Consider the following 16126-nt stretch of genomic DNA (forward strand, 5'->3'; position numbering starts at 1 on the left):
ATCACGCTTCCAGCCAGATCTGGTCGGCGAACATATAGCCCATCATCCCGCCGAGCGGATGGCTGGCGTAGCCCCTGACCTTGTTGCCGAGACCGTCGAGCGAGTGGATGAACATGGGGATGCCGACGCCGCACTGTTCGTGCACGAGCACCTGCATGTCGCCGTACATCTGCTTGCGCCTGGCTTCATCGGTTTCGCCGCGCGCCAGGTCGAGCAGCTGGTCGAACTTCTCGTTCTTCCAGCCCGACACGTTCATCGGCGAATCGGATTTGTAGAACAGCGAGAACATCAGGTCGACCGTCTGGCGCGGATTGATATTCCCGAACGACATCGGGTGCTTGGCCCAGTGGTTCGACCAGTAGCCGTCCGGCGGCATGCGCTTGATGTCCAGGTTGAGGCCGGCCCTCTGCGCCGACAGCTGGATGATCTGGGCCATGTCGACCGAGCCGCCGGCGGCGGTCGAGGCCACGATCGGCAGGGTCTGGCCGGCCATGCCGGATTTCTTCAGGTAGAACTTGGCCTTGTCCAGGTCGAACTTGCGCTGCGGCAGGCCGGCGAAATAGAAGCGGTTGCCGGGCTGCACCGGCTGGTCGTTCGCGATAGTGCCGTAGCCGCGCATTGCCACCTTGCGGATCTGTTCGCGGTCCAGCATGTATTTCATGGCCAGCACGAAGTTCGGGTTCTTCACCGGGCCGAGCTGGTCGCGCATGATGAGGTCGGTGTACAGGCCCGTCTTCGATTCGAACAGCGTGCAACCGGAGCCCGAGAAACTGGCCGCCGAGCGCGGGTTCACGCCGTTGATCAACTGCACGTCGCCCGACAGCAGCGCGTTGACGCGGGCCGCCTCGTCCGGGATCGAAAAATATTCGATCTCGTCCAGGTAGGGCTTGCCCGGCTTCCAGTACTCGTCGTTGCGCACGCCGATCGAGCGCACGCCCGGCCTGAATTCCTTGCACTTGTAGGGCCCGGTGCCGACCGCCGTCGCGAAGTCGGTGGTACCGTCCTTGACGATGGCGAAATGGGACGCGGCCAGCAGCGCCGGCAAGTCGACGTTCGCCGAATTGAGCCTGATCTGCACTTCGAGCGGGCCGGTGGCCTTGACCTCCGCGAACTCGTCGGCCACGGTCTTGACCTTGGACGCGTTGGCGGGATTCTTGTGGCGCAGCAGCGAGTACACGACGTCCGCCGCACCGAGCGCCTTGCCGTCGTGGAAGCGCACGTCCTTGCGCAGCTTGACGGTCCACAGCGTGCCGTCCTTGCTGTCGACCGATTCGGCCAGCGCCATCTGCGGCGCGAGCTTCGCGTCGATGGTCGTCAGGCAGCTGTAGAACATGTAGTGCCGCACGTAGTCGGCGATGGTGCTGCCCCTGGCGGGATCGAGTGTATCGGCCGTCGATCCGGACCCCATGGCGACCCGGATCCGGCCGCCCTTGCGCGGGGTCTGGGCCAGCGCGGTGCCGGGGAAGGTCAGCAGGCCGCCTGCGGTGGAAGCCAGCATGCCGCCCGCCAGCAGCGTGCGCATCACGTCACGGCGCGTGGCGCTTGCGGGAACGCCGGCGGCGTCGAATGGTGTGTCGCTCATGATTGTCTCCTTGGTCTTGAAATAATTGTTCAGTGCAGCCAGTCCTGCAGCCGGTAATACGCGCCCACCACCGGCAGGAACCAGGGTGTGCCGAAATGCCCGGGCACGGCCGGCCATTCCAGGTGGCGCCACGGGTTCAGTTCGGCGCGGCCGGCCATGACGTCGGCCATCACCTGCCCCATGTGGACCGACATCTGCACGCCGTGTCCGCTGTAGCCCGTCGAGTAGTACATCCCGCAGTGCTCGCCTGCGCGCGGCAGGCGGTCGGCCGTCATGTCGACCAGGCCGCCCCAGCAATAGTCGATGCCGACCCCGCGCAGCGCCGGGAACATCTTTTCCATGGCCGCGCGCAGGACGACGCCGCTCTTTTGGTCCGAGCGCGGATTCGACAGCGCGAAGCGCGCCCGCCCGCCGAACAACAGGCGGTTGTCCGGCGAGATGCGGAAGTAATTGCCGATGTTCCTGGACGTGACGTAGTTGCGGCGCCGCGGCAGCAGGCGGCCGAGCAGCGCCGGATCCAGCGGTTCGGTCGCGATGATGAAGCTGCCCACCGAGATCATGCGGCGGCGGAACCAGGAAAACGGCCCCTGGCGTGAGTTGCCGGTCGCCAGCAGCACCTGGCCGGCCTGGACGACGCCGCGGCTGGTGGTGACGCGGAACCCGCCCGCGGGGAGGCGGTCGAGCCCCGTCACCGGGGTGTGTTCATGAATGCGCGCACCGGCACGGGCGGCGGCATGGGCCAGGCCGACGCCGAATTTCCCCATGTGCATTTGCGCGCTGGTGTTCTGCAGCAGGCCGCCGTAGAACTGGCTTGATGCGACCTCGTCGCGGATCCGCGCCGCGGACACCATCTCGACGTGCGGATCGACCTCGCGCCGCAGCACGTCGCAACTGCGCGCCAGCTTGTCGTAGTGCTCCGGCTTGGCCGCCAGCTTGAGCTTGCCGACGCGCGCGAAGTCGCAGTCGATGGCTTCCCGCGCGACCAGGTGTTCGACCGTGTCGACCGCGGCGTTGTAGGCCTGGTAGAACGAGCGCGCCGTGTCGACGCCGAGCCGGGCGGCGAGCGCCCCGAAATCGTGCGCGGTGCCGCTGTTGCAGTGCCCGCCGTTGCGGCCCGACGCTTCGCCGACGACGCGGCCCGCCTCCAGCACCAGCACCGAGGCGCCGCGCCGGGCCAGCGTCAGCGCCGCCGACAACCCGGTAAAGCCGGCCCCGACCACGACCACGTCGGCGTGCCCCGTCACCGGTTCCGCTGCGCCGTCGGCAAAGACCGGTGCCGTATCGAGCCAATAAGATTCGAGCTTCATGATCGTGTCCTGTCGAGGTAGCTTTCCGGGTGCATGCGCATGCCGCTTACAGGCCGACCAGCGCCGGCAGGCCGCCCAGGTCCGTGATCTGGTGCGAACCCCACACCGGCCACGCCGGTTCGTGCCCGCGCGCCACGAAGACCTTGTTCTTGATGCCGACGTCGTCGGCCGACAGGTGGTCGTAGCGCATGCTCGACGACACGTGCAGGATGTCTTCGGGATTGCAGCCCAGCTGGTCGATCATGTACTCGAACGCGCGCAGGCGCGGCTTGTACGCTTGCGCCTGCTGCGCCGTGTAGACGCGGTGGAACGGCGCGCCGAGCTTGTCGACGCTGGCCTGGATCTGGGCATCCATCGCGTTCGACAGGATCACCAGCTTGTACTCCTTGGCCAGGCGTGCCAGCGCGGCCGGCACGTCCGCGTGCGGGTTCCAGGTCGGCACCGCGCGGTAGAAGTTCAGGCCCTCGTTGTCGCGGTATTCGACGGCCCAGCGCTTGCAGGTGCGCTCGACCGAATTGCACAGCAGCTGGTCGTACGGGCGCCAGTCGCCCATCACTTCGTCCAGGCGGTAGCGCGCGAAGTCGGTGGTGAATTGCTGCATGTTCTCCGGGGCGACGCGGTCGGCGAACAGTTCGCGCGCCAGCTCCGCCATCTGGAAGTTGATCAGGGTGCCGTAGCAGTCGAAGGAAATGTATTTGGGCCGCAGGTTGGTAGTCATGGTTCTGGTTCCTTAGATGATTGATGTTGGCGGTTCGGGTCAGGAAGCGCGTTCGTAGGGCGATTCGCGGTCACTGCAACGTCGTCTCCTGCATCCATTACACCATCGCCTCCCTGCACGAAAATCCCGTTCTGACCCTGGCAAAACAGAACAAACCGTGGCATTTGCGGCGCCTTTCGGCACACTATGCGGCGCCGAAAAACGTCAGTCCTCCAGGGCGAAATCGACCAGCACGCTCTTGTGGCGCAGGTTCGCTTCGTACGCCTGGCGGCCGAGGTCCTTGCCGATGCCGGAGCGCTTGTAGCCGCCGGTCGGAATCACGTAATCGGCCGTGCGGCCATAGCGGTTGATCCACACCGTGCCGGCCTCGATGCCGCGCGCCAGGCGCAGGGCGCGGCCGATGTCTGCGGTATGCACCCCGGCGGCCAGGCCGTAGTCCGGGTGGTCGGCCAGCGCCAGCGCCTCCGCCTCGTCGTCGAACGCCTGCACCGTGATCACCGGTCCGAAGATTTCCGACTTCACGGCATCCATCGCGGGATCGACGCCGGCCAGGATGGTCGGCTGGTAGTACGCACCGTCGTTGCCGCAGTCGACCGGGCCGCCGCCGGCGACCAGTCGGCCGCCCGCGGCGATCGTGCGCTGCACGATGCCGTCGATGCGGTCCATCTCGCGGCGCGCGATGATGGGGCCCAGCGTGGCCTCGGGGTCCCACGTGGTCCCGGCCCGGAGTTCGGCGAAGACTGCAACCAGGCGCTCGACGACGCGATCCGCCACCGCGCGCTCCACGATCAGGCGCGACCCGGCCACGCACACCTGGCCGGCATTCAGCGTGATGGCGCGTGCGACGGTGCGAACGGTGCGTTCGAGGTCGGGCGCGTCGGCGAACACCACTTGCGGGCTCTTGCCGCCCAACTCCAGCGTGACCGGTTTGGTGCCGCTTTCCGCGCAGGCGGCCATGATGGCGGCGCCGCTGCGGGTCGATCCGGTGAACGTCACTTTCGCGATGCGCGGATGGCGGCACAAGGCGGCGCCGGCACCCTGGCCGTCGCCCTGGACGATGTTGAAGATCCCCGCGGGCATGCCGGCCTCGATGGCCAGTTCGGCCAGGCGCAGCACGGAGAACGGCGTCATCTCGGAGGGCTTGAGGACCACCGCGTTGCCCGCCGCCAGCGCCGGCGCCACCTTCCAGGAGGCCATGACCAGCGGGAGGTTCCAGGGGGCGATGGCGGCGATCACGCCATAGGGTTCGGCGATGGTCATGCCGAGATGGTCGGTGCGGGTCGGCGCGATGTCGCCGCCAATCTTGTCGGCCCACTCGGCGAAGAAGCGGATGCCGTCCGCGGTGAACGGCACGTCCCAGCCGGCGGCATCCTTGAGCGGACGGGTCGAGCCGACCGCCTCCAGCCGCGCCAGGACCTGCGCGTCGGCGTCGATCAGGTCGGCCCAGCGGCGCAGCACGCGCGCGCGCTCGCGCGGCGCGCAGCGCGCCCAGTTGCTGGTCTTCCAGGCGCGCCACGCATCCTGTACCGCGCGGTCGACCAGGTCGGCGTCGGCCAGCGGCACGCCGGCGTACACCCGGCCATCGGACGGGCGCCTGACGTCCATCGCCTGCGCGCCCCCCGCCACATATTGCCCGCCGATGAAGTGGGCGCTGCGTATTGCCACCCGGTCGGGGTCGAAACGTTCCATCGTGTGTCCTTTCAGTGTTGCGTCATATGCGACTCTGAAAAGATTGTAGGAGCGTTCCCCAAGCATTTTATGCGGTCCGGCCGGCCCGGAACGGCACAAGCTTTCGTATTGAAGCGGCAAATGGTGGATCGTTTCGAATTGCATTTACCCCGTCGCCGGATGGATTCGTGTGTGGCATGATGCGACCGGATAGCCACTCGGCGAGGAGCATTCACATGAAAGATCGAAACGCAAAAAGCCAGGTGCGGTACCGCAGGATGACGGCCGCCGACCTGCCGGCGGCGCACAAGCTGTCGCTGTCCGTGTTATGGCCGCACCGCCTGGAAGACTGGCAGTTCATCCACGCACTCGGTGAAGGCATCGTCGCCGAAGACACATCCGGCATCGTCGGCACCATCATGTGCTGGCTGCACGGCCCCGACTACGCGTCGCTCGGCATGACCATCGTCGCACCCGGCCACCGGGACCGGGGAATCGCGAGCGCGCTGCTCGAGCGCATCCTGACGGAGATCGGCGACCGCACCATCCTGCTGCATACCACCGCGACCGGGGTGCGCTTCATCGAACACAAAGGTTTCGTCCAGACGGGCTGGGTGCACCAGCACCAGGGCAGCGTGTTCCGCGCCCCGTTCGTGCCGCTCGGCCCGGGCGAACGGATCCGGCCGGTCGGTCCACGCGACGAGGCGGTGCTGGCCGATCTGGCCACGCGCTCGACCGGCGTGCCGCGCGCCACCGTGATCAAGCACCTGCTGACCGTGGCGGACGTCGTCGCCATCGACCGCTACGGCGACCTCGTCGCCTTCGCGGCGCTGCGCAAGTTCGGCCACGGCTATGTGATCGGCCCCGTCGTCGCGGCCGACGCCGGGCACGCCAAGGCGCTGATCGCCCATTGGGCCGGCACGCAGGCGGGGGCATTCGTCCGCGTCGACGTGCCGGACAGCAGCGGCCTCAGTCCCTGGCTCACCGAAATGGGCCTCGTCCAGGTCGAGGAATCGGTACACGCGATGATGCGCGGCGACCCGCCGCGGCCCGCGGGTCCCGTCAAGCGCTTCGCCCTGCTCAGCCAGTCGCTCGGCTGACCGGAAGGACAGATCATGACAACGACATATACCGCCATCACCTGCCGCCCGATGCGCGAGGACGACCTGCCCGCAGCGCTCGCGCTGTCGCAAGCCGTGCGCTGGCCGCATCGTCCCGAGGACTGGCAGTTCGCCCTGCGCCTGGGCACCGGCTTCGTGGCCGAGGAAGACGGCGCCGTGGCCGGCACCGCGCTGTGCTGGCATCAGGGCGCGCACCACGGTTCGCTGGGGCTGATCATCGTGGCCCCGGCCCACCAGGGCAAGGGCATCGGCCGCCGGCTGATGCACCTGGTGCTCGACCAGCTCGGCGACCGCTGCACGGTGCTCAACGCCACCGTGGCCGGGCAGCCGCTGTACGAAAGCCTGGGCTTCCGTGCCATCGGCACGCTCCACCAGCACCAGGGCATATTTGCCCCCCGGCGGCATCGGCGGGACCGCGTGCGCGCCCGGCCACCGCCGCCGACATCCCCGCCATCGTCGCACTGGCGAACCGCGGCACCGGGATGGTGCGCGACGAGTTGCTGAAACACCTGATCGGCGTGGCCGACGGCGCCGTGCTGGAGCAGGATGGCGCCGTGACCGGTTTTTCGCTGATACGGCCGTTCGGCCGCGGCCACGTGATCGGGCCGGTGGTCGCGGCCGACGCCGAGTGCGCGCAGGCGCTGATCGCGACGTGGGGCGATGCCTACGCCGGCGCCTTCGTGCGCCTGGACGTGACGGGGTCGAGCGGCCTGGGCGAATGGCTGGCGCAGGCCGGGCTGGCCGAGGTGGACACCGCGGTGACGATGGCCCGCCATGGCGTGCCGGCGCAGGACGCTACGGTCCGGCAGTTCGCCATCGTCAGCCAGGCGCTCTGCTGACCGGTCAATAACCGCTGGTCCGGTCGATGACGCCGTCGACCGGCAGTCCGCGCTCGATCCGGGCGATCCTGGCCGCGATCTGGCACGCGCTTTCCCGGCGCAACGTCAGCGCGGCCACGTGCGGCGTGATCTCGATGCGCGGATGCCGCCAGAACGGGTGATCGGGCGGCAGCGGCTCCTCGCGGAACACGTCCAGCGTGGCCTGGGCCAGCTGTCCGCTGTCGAGCGCGCGCAGCAGGTCTTCCTCGACCAGGTGGGCGCCTCGTCCGATGTTGATCAACTGCGCGCCCGGCGCCAGCCGCGCGAACAGCGCCCGGTCGAGTATGTCCGCCGTGTGCGGCGTCAACGGGAGCAGGTTCACCAGCACGTCCAGGCCATCGAGAAAGTCCGGCAACGCGGCCGGCCCGGCAAAACAGGCGACCTGGCCGACTGCGCGCGGTCCGCGGCTCCAGCCGCGCACCGCGAATCCCAGCTGGGCCAGCGCGCCGGCCACGGGCGTGCCGAGCGCGCCCAGGCCCATGACTCCGACCGCGTGCGTAGCTGCGTCGCGTCCGGGCAGGGGTTGCCAGCGCCGGGCCCGCTGGAGCACGGCGTACTCGGGGAAGCGGCGCACGTGGCGCAGCACGGCGGCCAGCACGTACTGCACCATTTGCGGTGCCATCCCGGCATCGTCCAGCTTGATCAGGGGCACGTGGGGCGGCAACAGGTCCGGCTGCGCCGCCAGCGGCGCGAGCACGGCATCCACGCCCGCGCCGAGGTTGAACACGGCCTTCAGCCGCGCGCGTCCGGCGAGCGCCTCCATGGGCGGATTCCAGACCAGCGCATAGTCGGCGGCGGCACGGTCGCCCGGTCGCCATGGGCGCACGCGGGCCGCCGGCAGCACGGCGGCGAGTTCGTCGATCCAGGACGCGGCGTCGCCATCCGGCAGGCATACGAGGATATCCATGTGCGCCTCACGCCAGACGTGCGTTGCCGGCCGCCGGTTGCCGGTCGAGCTGGAAGACGGCCACCAGTTCGCCCAGCGCGCCGGCCTGGTCGCGCAACGAGGCCGCGGCACCGGCGGCATCGTCGACCAGCAGCGCGTTGCGCTGCGTGACCTCGTCGAGATGGCCGATCGCGGCGCTGATCCGGTCGATGCCCGCGCTCTGCCGCTGGCTGGCGGCGGCGATGTCGCCCACGATGTGCGTGACCCGATCGACGCTGTCCACGATGTCCCACATCGTCTGGCCGGCCTGGCGCACCAGCGCGGTGCCGGCGCCGATCTGGCCCACCGACGCGTCGATCAGGGCCTTGATTTCCCGGGCCGCGCCGGCGGAGCGCTGGGCCAGGCTGCGCACCTCCCCCGCGACCACGGCGAAGCCGCGCCCCTGTTCGCCGGCGCGCGCCGCCTCCACCGCCGCATTCAACGCCAGGATGTTGGTCTGGAAGGCGATGCCGTCGATGACGCCGATGATGTCGACGATCCGGTTCGCCGACGCGTTGATCGACTCCATCCTGTCCACCACGCCGGCCACGACCTCGCCGCCCCGTTGCGCGGTCGCGGCGGCCGAGGCCACCAGCCGGTCGGCGTCGCGCGCGCTGTCGGCGTTCTGCTTCACGGCCCTGGCCACCTGGTCCATCGATGCCGCCGTCTGCCGCAGGGCGTTGGCCTGCTCCTCGATCTGGCCGCGCAAATCCGCGCTGCCGCCGGCGACCTGGGTCGACGCGGCGCCGATCGTCACCGCCGTGGCGTCGATCCGGCCGATGGTCCGGGCCAGGTCGCGCTGCATGGAATCCATCGCGGCCAGCAGGCTGCGCCGGTCGTCCGCGCGCAGGGCGACCGCGCCGCTCAAGTCCCCTGCCGCGATGCGGCGCACGATGGCGGCCGCATAGGCCGGCTCGCCGCCGAGGTCGCGATAGATGTGGCGGATCAGGTAGCCGCCGAACAGCGCGGCGGCGAGCGTGCCCAGCGCAATGGCCGCTGCCGCGCCGTTGCGCAATACCGTGTAGCGCGCGGCCGCCCGCTCATACTCGCGCCGTGCCGCGTCCACCTGCAGCCGGCGCAAGCCGTGCATGTCCTCCGCGACCTCCACCGCCATCGGGCGCATGTGCTCCTGCGCGGCCTTGGCCGCTTCCACATCGCCGCTCCGCAGGGCGGCCTTGGCCGGCCGCAGCCCCTCGTCCCGCATCCGCGTCCAGGCGGCGCCGAAGCGGTCGGCCAGGCGCCGCTCCTCCGGCAGGATGGCGGCGGGCAGGCAGGCGCGCCAGGCCTCGTCGATCTCGGCGGCGTTGCGCTCGATGCGCGCCGATTCGGCCTTGATGTCGGCCATCGGGTCGTTGATGGCCTGCGCCAGCGACAGGCGGTTTTGCAGCAGCAGCGCGTCGATGCGCGAGATCCGCTCCAGCATCAGTGCGCGGTTCTCGTAGACCTCCTTGAGGCCCTGGTTGGCCAGCTGCATGCCGTGCAGGCCGAGCACGCCGATGCCGGCCGCGAGGACCGACAGGAAGGCGATCACGATGCCGAGGCGGGTCTTGATGGTGAGGGTCAAGGCAATCTCCTGATGAGTTACGGGCTGCGTCGGGCAGGCAGTATCGCACCGGGTGCGCAGCAGGAAATTCCGAATCCTTCGCAATTACGCAATGCCCGCCATGTTTTCCAGCGCGCCGGCGGCAGCTATCGCTGCGCGCCCGTGGCTACCATGTCGCTGTCTTCCCCTTTCATCTGGAGCCCTTCATGTCTACCCATTCCCTCGTCGCGCTGGACCGCGACCACCTGATCCACCCCCTCGTCAATTACCAGGTCCATGAGCAAAGAGGCGTCACGATCCTCGAATCGGGCCACGGCGCCTACCTGCGCGACGCGCAGGGCACGGAACTGCTGGACGCGTTTTCCGGCCTGTGGTGCGTCAACGTCGGTTATGGCCAGGAGAGCGTGGTCCGGGCCGCCGCCGAGCAGATGCGCAAGCTGCCTTATGCGACCGGCTATTTCCATTTCGGGTCCGAACCCGCCATCCGCCTTGCCGCACGCCTGGTGGAACTGGCGCCGGCCTCGCTGCGCCACGTGTATTTCACGCTGGGCGGCTCGGACGCGGACGATTCCGCCATCCGCTTCGTCACGCACTACTACAACTCGACCGGCCGTCCGACCAAGAAGCAGTTCATCTCGCTCGAGCGCGGCTACCATGGCTCGTCCACGATGGGCGCGGGCCTGACCGCGCTGGCCGTGTTCCACCACAATTTCGACCTGCCCCTGCCCCAGCAGCACAAGATTCCCTCACCTTACCCGTACCGCAATCCAGCCGGTTCCGATCCGGACACCATCATCCGCACGTCGGTCGAGGCGCTACGCGCCAAGGTCCGCGAGCTGGGCCAGGACAATGTAGCGGCGTTCTTCTGCGAACCGATCCAGGGCTCCGGCGGCGTGCTCGTGCCGCCCAAGGGCTGGCTCAAGGCGATGCGCGACGCCTGCCGCGAACTGGACATCCTGTTCGTCGTCGACGAAGTCATCACGGGCTTCGGCCGAACGGGCCCGATGTTCGCGTGCGAGGAGGAAGGCGTGGAGCCGGACCTGATGGTCGTGGCCAAGGGTCTCACGGCAGGCTACGCGCCGATGGGCGCCGTGCTGATGTCCGACGCGGTGTACCGCGGCATCGCCGACCACATGCCGGCCGGCGTACCGGTGGGCCATGGCCATACGTATTCCGCGCACCCGGTGAGCGCTGCGGTCGGCCTCGAAGTGCTGCGCCTGTACACCGAAGGCGGGCTGCTGGCCAACGGCCAGGCCCAGGCACCGCGCTTCGAACAGGGCCTGCGCGACCTGCTCTCGCACCCGCTCGTCGGCGACGCGCGCAGCCGCGGGCTGCTCGGCGCGCTCGAACTGGTCGCCGACAAGGCCGACAAGACCCGCTTCGACCCCGCGCTGAAGCTGCACGAGCGCATCGCCGTCGCGGCCTACCGCAACCGCCTCGTGTTCCGCGCCTTCGGCGACAACGTGCTCGGCTTCGCCCCGGCCCTGTGCTATACGGCGGATGACTTCGACCTGATGTTCGAGCGCCTGACCCGGACCCTCGACGAGGTGCTCGACCAGGCCGACGTGCGCCGCGCGCTCAAGACAATTTGATGTGGCCTCAGGGAAAAATCATCATATGCATTACAGAGACGCTGATAGTATGATGATTAGCATCAACGGCGAGACAGAAATGGCAGGCCACGATGATCCCTGATACCCTCAAGCTGGACCGGATCGACATCCGCATCCTCAGCCACCTGCAGCGTAACGGCCGGGTCACGAATGTCGACCTGGCCGATGCCGTGGGCCTGTCTCCCAGCCCGTGCCTGATCCGCGTGAAGCGCCTGGAGAAGGCGGGCTACATCAACGGCTACGGGGCCCATCTGCAGCTCGAGAAACTCGGCGACATGCAGGTGGTCTTCACGCAGGTCACCCTGTCGGACCACCGCCGCGAGGACTTCGCCAAGTTCGAGGCCGCCATCCGTAGCATCGACGAGATCGTCGAATGTCATCTGGTCAGCGGCGGCTTCGACTACCTGCTCAAGTTCGTCACCCGCAGCGTCGCCCACTACCACAGCATCGCCGAAGACGTGCTCCGGCAGAGCATCAACATCGAGAAATACTTCAGCTACATCGTGATCCAGTCGCCCTTCGTCAAGCACCACTATCCGATCGAGAAGCTGTTCTCCTCGCACGAGTGACGAGACGGCGGCCGCGGCCTAGCGCGGCGGCTTGTATTCCGGGAACATTTCCTTGTACAGGAAGGCCATCAGTTCGTCCGTATCCTGCGGCCGGGCCGACAGCGTGACGACGCGGTTCAGGCGATGCGAATCCCACTCGAAGTCGCCGGTCTTTTCCTTGCGGATCAGCTCGATCATCTTCTTGACGATCGCGGTCTCGATGTCCGGTTCGCTGCCGCGCTCGACCGTCACGGCCGTCAGCCAGCGGCGCTTGAAGTTCGGGTTCCAGCCGCGGAATTTCAGGTCCGCCCGGCTGAACGTCTTGTTGGAGATGCTGAACACGCCGCCCGTCTCGTTCGGATCCTGGCCGCCGCGGCCGTTGATGGCGGCGATGTTCGCCAGCGCGTTGCGCGTGCCGCGCGCGGCTTCGCTTTCCTCGGCCTGGTCCGTCTGCGCCGGGGCGCCGCGGCGCTTGCGCTGGGCCTCGATATACGCCTGCATGTCGACTTCCTGCGGCGGCGCCTTCGTCTCTTCCTTCGGCGGCTGCGGCTTTTCCTCCACCGTTTTGACCTCCGGCACGGTGATCGTGTTCGGCAGGCGCGGCATCGTGATGCGGGGCGGCGTGAACTTCGGCGCGGCCGCTGCCTTGGCGGTGTGCTTCGGTGCCTGCTCGGCCGGCTTGGCGGCGGGCTTGTTCTGCTTCAGCGGCGGCAGCCACACGACGGCTTCGCCGGCTTTCGGCGGCGCGTGCTTTTCGATTTTCGGCTGGAACAGCCAGACGGCCACGAGCAGCAGGTGCAGCCCGATCGTGATCGCGATGCCGGTCCGGTTCGGGCCCTTCTGCCCATAGATGACCACTTTCCGTCCGGGCAGCGGCTGGCCGCAATGTGCGCAGACATCGCTGTCTTCCAGCGGGATATGGGAATGGTCACGCAAGATAATGAACGCCTCCGGTTGGAGGACAAATAAATGATATTGACGAGGCGCAGTCTAACCCGTTTGGATTAGCCGCGCACGCGCTGTTAAGGATCTGTAATGAGAGTACAAGCTGGGTAGCTTAATGGTTGTTACAGTGTGTATCAAACTTGCCCAGCAGAATCGTTACGCCACCTTCGTCAATACCGGCTTCCGCCCCTGCTCCACATCCACGAGCTGCGTATCCGTCATCGGGCCGCTGCCGCTGTACTTGTCGAGGTACAAATAAATCACCGGGGTGATGTACAGCGTGATGACTTGCGAGAAGATCAGGCCGCCGCACACCGCAAGACCCAGCGGCTGGCGCAGCTCGGCGCCGGCACCCAGGCCCAGGGCGATCGGCAGCGCGCCCATCAGCGCGGCCAGCGTCGTCATCAAGATCGGGCGGAAGCGCAGGATGCACGCCTCGCGGATCGCCTGCTCCGGCGCCATGCCCCGGTTGCGCTGGGCGTCGAGGGCGAAGTCGATCATCATGATCGCGTTCTTTTTCACGATGCCAATCAGCATCAGGATGCCGATGATGGCGATCATCGTCAGGTCCAGGTCGAACAGGCGCAAGGTCAGCAGCGCGCCCACCGCGGCGGACGGCAGGCCGGCCAGGATCGTGATCGGGTGGATGAAACTCTCGTACAGCACGCCCAGCAGCACGTAGATGACGCCGACCGCGGCGACGATCAGGATCAGCTGGCTCGACTGGGAATCCTGGAACACGGCCGCGTCGCCGCCGTATTTCGTGATGATCGACGCGGGCAGCTTCATGTCGCGGCCCATCTGCTCGATGGCGGCCGTGGCGTCGCCGAGCGGCGCGTCCGGCGCGAGGTTGAACGACAGCGTGATCGCCTGCAGCTGGCCCTGGTGGTTGACGGCGATGGGGCCGACCGTGCGTTTCACCGTCGCCACGCTGGAGAGCTGCACCAGCTGGCCCGTCTTGCTGCGCACGGACAGGCGCGACAGCGCATCCTCGAACTGGCGGTCTTCATTCGCCGTTTCCAGGATCACGTAATAGCTTGCCGCGCTCGAATAAATCGTCGAGACCTGGCGCTCGCCGAACGCCGCGTACAGCGCCGTGCGGATGTCGCCCAGCTGCACGCCCAGCAGGTTCGCCTTGTCGCGGTCGATGTCGAGCTTGGCCTGCAAGCCCTTGTCCTGCGTATCGCTCGTCACGTCACGGAACAGCGGGTTGTTGCGCATGCGTTCCTGGTACTCGTTGGCCCACTGGCCGATGTCCGCCCCGGACACGCTCTGCAGCGTGTACTGGTAGCGGCTCTTGCTCGGGCGGCCGCCCAGCTGCAGGTTCTGCACGGGTGCCATGTAGACGTTGACGCCGGCGATCCCGCGCAGCGACTTGCGCAGGCGGTCGACGACCTGCGGCATCTTGTCGCGCTGGTTGCGGGGTTTCAGCACGATGAACATGCGGCCGTTGTTGCCGCCGCCGGTGAACGACGTGACGTCCTGCACGGCCGGATCGGCCTGGATGACTTCCGCCACCTTCGTCTGCAGCACGACGAGCGCGGACGACGAAATGTCCTCGGCGGCCTCGGTCGTCACGCGCAACTGGCCGATGTCTTCCTCGGGGAAGAAGCCTTTCGGGATGGTCGTGTACAGCACGACGGTCAGCGCGAACGTGCCGAACGCGACGATCAACACGACGAAGCGGTGCTTCAGCGCCACGTCGAGCGTCTTCTCGTAGGCATTGCGCAGCGCCGTGAAGCCGCGCTCGAAATGGCGGCCGATGAAGGTTTTCTCTTCCGTGTGGTCGTGGCCATGCGCGGGGAGCAGGCGCGATGCCAGCATCGGCACGAGGGTCAGCGACACGGCGGCCGACACGAGGATCGCGAGGCCGACGATGACGGCGAATTCGTGGAACAGCAGGCCGATCACGCCCGGCATGAAGAAGATCGGGATGAACACGGCGATCAGCGACACCGAGATCGACACGATGGTAAAGCCCATCTCGGCCGAGCCGTCGAGCGCGGCGCGCAGCGGCTTCTTGCCCATCTCGATGTGGCGCACGATGTTTTCCAGCACGACGATCGCATCGTCGACGACGAGGCCGACGGCGAGCGTGATGCCCAGTAGAGAAATATTGTCGAGGCTGTAGCCGAGCCAGAACAGCAGCGCCAGCGCGCCCAGCAGCGAGATCGGCATCGTGATCGCGGGGATGAATGTGGCGGACGCGCGGTGCAGGAACAGGAAGATCACGAGCACGACGAGGCCCACCGTCAGCGCCAGCGTAAAGTTCACGTCGTGGATCGCCTCGCGGATCGATCTGGAGCGGTCGTTGACGAGGTTGATCTTGATGGACGCCGGCAGCTGCGACTGGAAGCGCGGCAGCAGGCGGCGCACGCCGTCGACCACTTCGACCGTGTTCGCGTTCGGCTGGCGCTGCACGAGCAGCACAATGGCGCGCTCGCCGTTGTAGGCGCCGAAGGCCCGGGTCGACTGGTAGCTGTCCTCGACGGTCGCGACGTCGCGCAGGCGCACCGGCAGGCCGTCGCGCGTGGCGACGATCAGGTTTTCGAAGTCGGCCGCCTTCATCATCTGGGCGGGGCCCTGGATGGTCATGGTCTGCTGCGGGCCGTCCAGGATGCCCAGCGCCGAATTCGAGTTGGCCGAGCGCAGCGCCGTCGCCAGCTCGTCCATCGTGATGTTGCGGGCATTCATGAGATCGGTCTTCGCGCGCACGCGCACGGCGAAGCGCTTGCCGCCGTTGACGGACACCTGCGCCACGCCCGGCAACGTCGAGATCGCGGGCGACACGAGGTTTTCCGCGTAGTCGTTCAGCTCGGACAGGTTCATCGACGGCGACGTCATCGTCATGAACAGCACGGGCGCATCGGCCGGATTGACCTTGCGGTACGACGGCAGCGTCGTCATTTCCTGCGGCAGCTGGCGCTGGGCTGCAAGCAACGCCGCCTGGACGTCGACGGCGGCCGCGTTGACGTCGATCGACGGGTCGAATTCCAGGGTGAGCGACGTGCTGCCCTGCGTGCTCGTCGACGTGATCAGGTTGATGCCGGCGATGGTCGAGAACTGCTTTTCGAGCGGCAGCGCGACGGACGACGCCATCGTCTCGGGACTGGCGCCGTCCAGGTTGGCGTTGACGTTGATGACGGGCGTGTTATAGCTGGGCAGCGCCGCGACGGGGATGTGCGAATACGCCAGGATGCCCACGAGGATCAGGCTGATCGACAGCAGCACGACCATCACGGGCCGGCGGATGCACAGTTCGGACAGGTTCATCGTGT

General features: G+C 67.6%; 11 protein-coding genes and 1 pseudogene. 4 read left to right on the forward strand and 8 right to left on the reverse strand.

The window, feature by feature from the left end; all coding sequences use genetic code 11:
• Position 1: 1 nt before the first annotated feature.
• The 4 genes from ACL58G_RS02285 to ACL58G_RS02300 all read right to left on the reverse strand — a co-directional run bounded on the left by ACL58G_RS02285 (position 2) and on the right by ACL58G_RS02300 (position 5296).
• Positions 2-1582, reverse strand: coding sequence for an ABC transporter substrate-binding protein (locus tag ACL58G_RS02285; RefSeq protein ID WP_440964952.1), 1581 nt, complete (start codon positions 1580-1582; stop codon positions 2-4).
• 29 nt (positions 1583-1611) lie between these two features.
• Positions 1612-2889 carry an NAD(P)/FAD-dependent oxidoreductase gene (locus ACL58G_RS02290; RefSeq protein WP_440964954.1) on the reverse strand — a complete coding sequence of 426 codons (1278 nt, stop codon included), beginning with the start codon at positions 2887-2889 and terminating at the stop codon, positions 1612-1614.
• 46 nt (positions 2890-2935) lie between these two features.
• On the reverse strand, positions 2936-3607 hold the full coding sequence (locus tag ACL58G_RS02295) for a haloacid dehalogenase type II (protein ID WP_413346226.1): 672 nt from the start codon (positions 3605-3607) through the stop codon (positions 2936-2938).
• Between the two features lie 204 nt (positions 3608-3811).
• Complete coding sequence (locus ACL58G_RS02300; RefSeq protein ID WP_440964956.1) at positions 3812-5296, reverse strand: aldehyde dehydrogenase family protein; 1485 nt, start codon at positions 5294-5296, stop codon at positions 3812-3814.
• 215 nt (positions 5297-5511) lie between these two features.
• On the opposite strand from ACL58G_RS02300, the gene ACL58G_RS02305 reads away from it, so the two are divergent.
• Entirely contained in the window at positions 5512-6375 is an 864-nt protein-coding gene (locus tag ACL58G_RS02305) for a GNAT family N-acetyltransferase (protein WP_440964957.1), read from the forward strand.
• 15 nt (positions 6376-6390) lie between these two features.
• A pseudogene (locus tag ACL58G_RS02310) lies at positions 6391-7235 on the forward strand (GNAT family N-acetyltransferase).
• Positions 7236-7239: 4 nt separating this feature from the next.
• Here the strand turns inward: ACL58G_RS02310 and ACL58G_RS02315 are convergent.
• A complete protein-coding gene (locus tag ACL58G_RS02315; RefSeq protein ID WP_440964959.1) occupies positions 7240-8181 on the reverse strand; it encodes a 2-hydroxyacid dehydrogenase in 942 nt (313 codons plus the stop codon).
• Positions 8182-8188: 7 nt separating this feature from the next.
• On the reverse strand, positions 8189-9763 hold the full coding sequence (locus tag ACL58G_RS02320) for a methyl-accepting chemotaxis protein (protein ID WP_440964961.1): 1575 nt from the start codon (positions 9761-9763) through the stop codon (positions 8189-8191).
• Positions 9764-9948: 185 nt separating this feature from the next.
• Between ACL58G_RS02320 and ACL58G_RS02325 the strand changes: the two genes are divergently transcribed.
• Entirely contained in the window at positions 9949-11334 is a 1386-nt protein-coding gene (locus ACL58G_RS02325) for an aspartate aminotransferase family protein (RefSeq protein WP_440964962.1), read from the forward strand.
• Between the two features lie 92 nt (positions 11335-11426).
• Positions 11427-11924, forward strand: a complete 498-nt coding sequence (locus ACL58G_RS02330) for an Lrp/AsnC family transcriptional regulator (RefSeq protein WP_371759419.1) — start codon at positions 11427-11429, stop codon at positions 11922-11924.
• A gap of 18 nt (positions 11925-11942) precedes the next feature.
• Here the strand turns inward: ACL58G_RS02330 and ACL58G_RS02335 are convergent, their stop codons facing one another.
• Both ACL58G_RS02335 and ACL58G_RS02340 read right to left on the reverse strand, forming a co-directional pair.
• Positions 11943-12839 carry a cell envelope integrity protein TolA gene (locus ACL58G_RS02335; protein WP_440964965.1) on the reverse strand — a complete coding sequence of 299 codons (897 nt, stop codon included), beginning with the start codon at positions 12837-12839 and terminating at the stop codon, positions 11943-11945.
• Between the two features lie 165 nt (positions 12840-13004).
• Positions 13005-16121 carry an efflux RND transporter permease subunit gene (locus ACL58G_RS02340; protein ID WP_440964966.1) on the reverse strand — a complete coding sequence of 1039 codons (3117 nt, stop codon included), beginning with the start codon at positions 16119-16121 and terminating at the stop codon, positions 13005-13007.
• Between the last annotated feature and the right edge of the window lie 5 nt (positions 16122-16126).

The organism is Massilia sp. GER05 (assembly GCF_052056005.1).
Lineage (GTDB): Bacteria > Pseudomonadota > Gammaproteobacteria > Burkholderiales > Burkholderiaceae_D > Telluria > Telluria orientalis.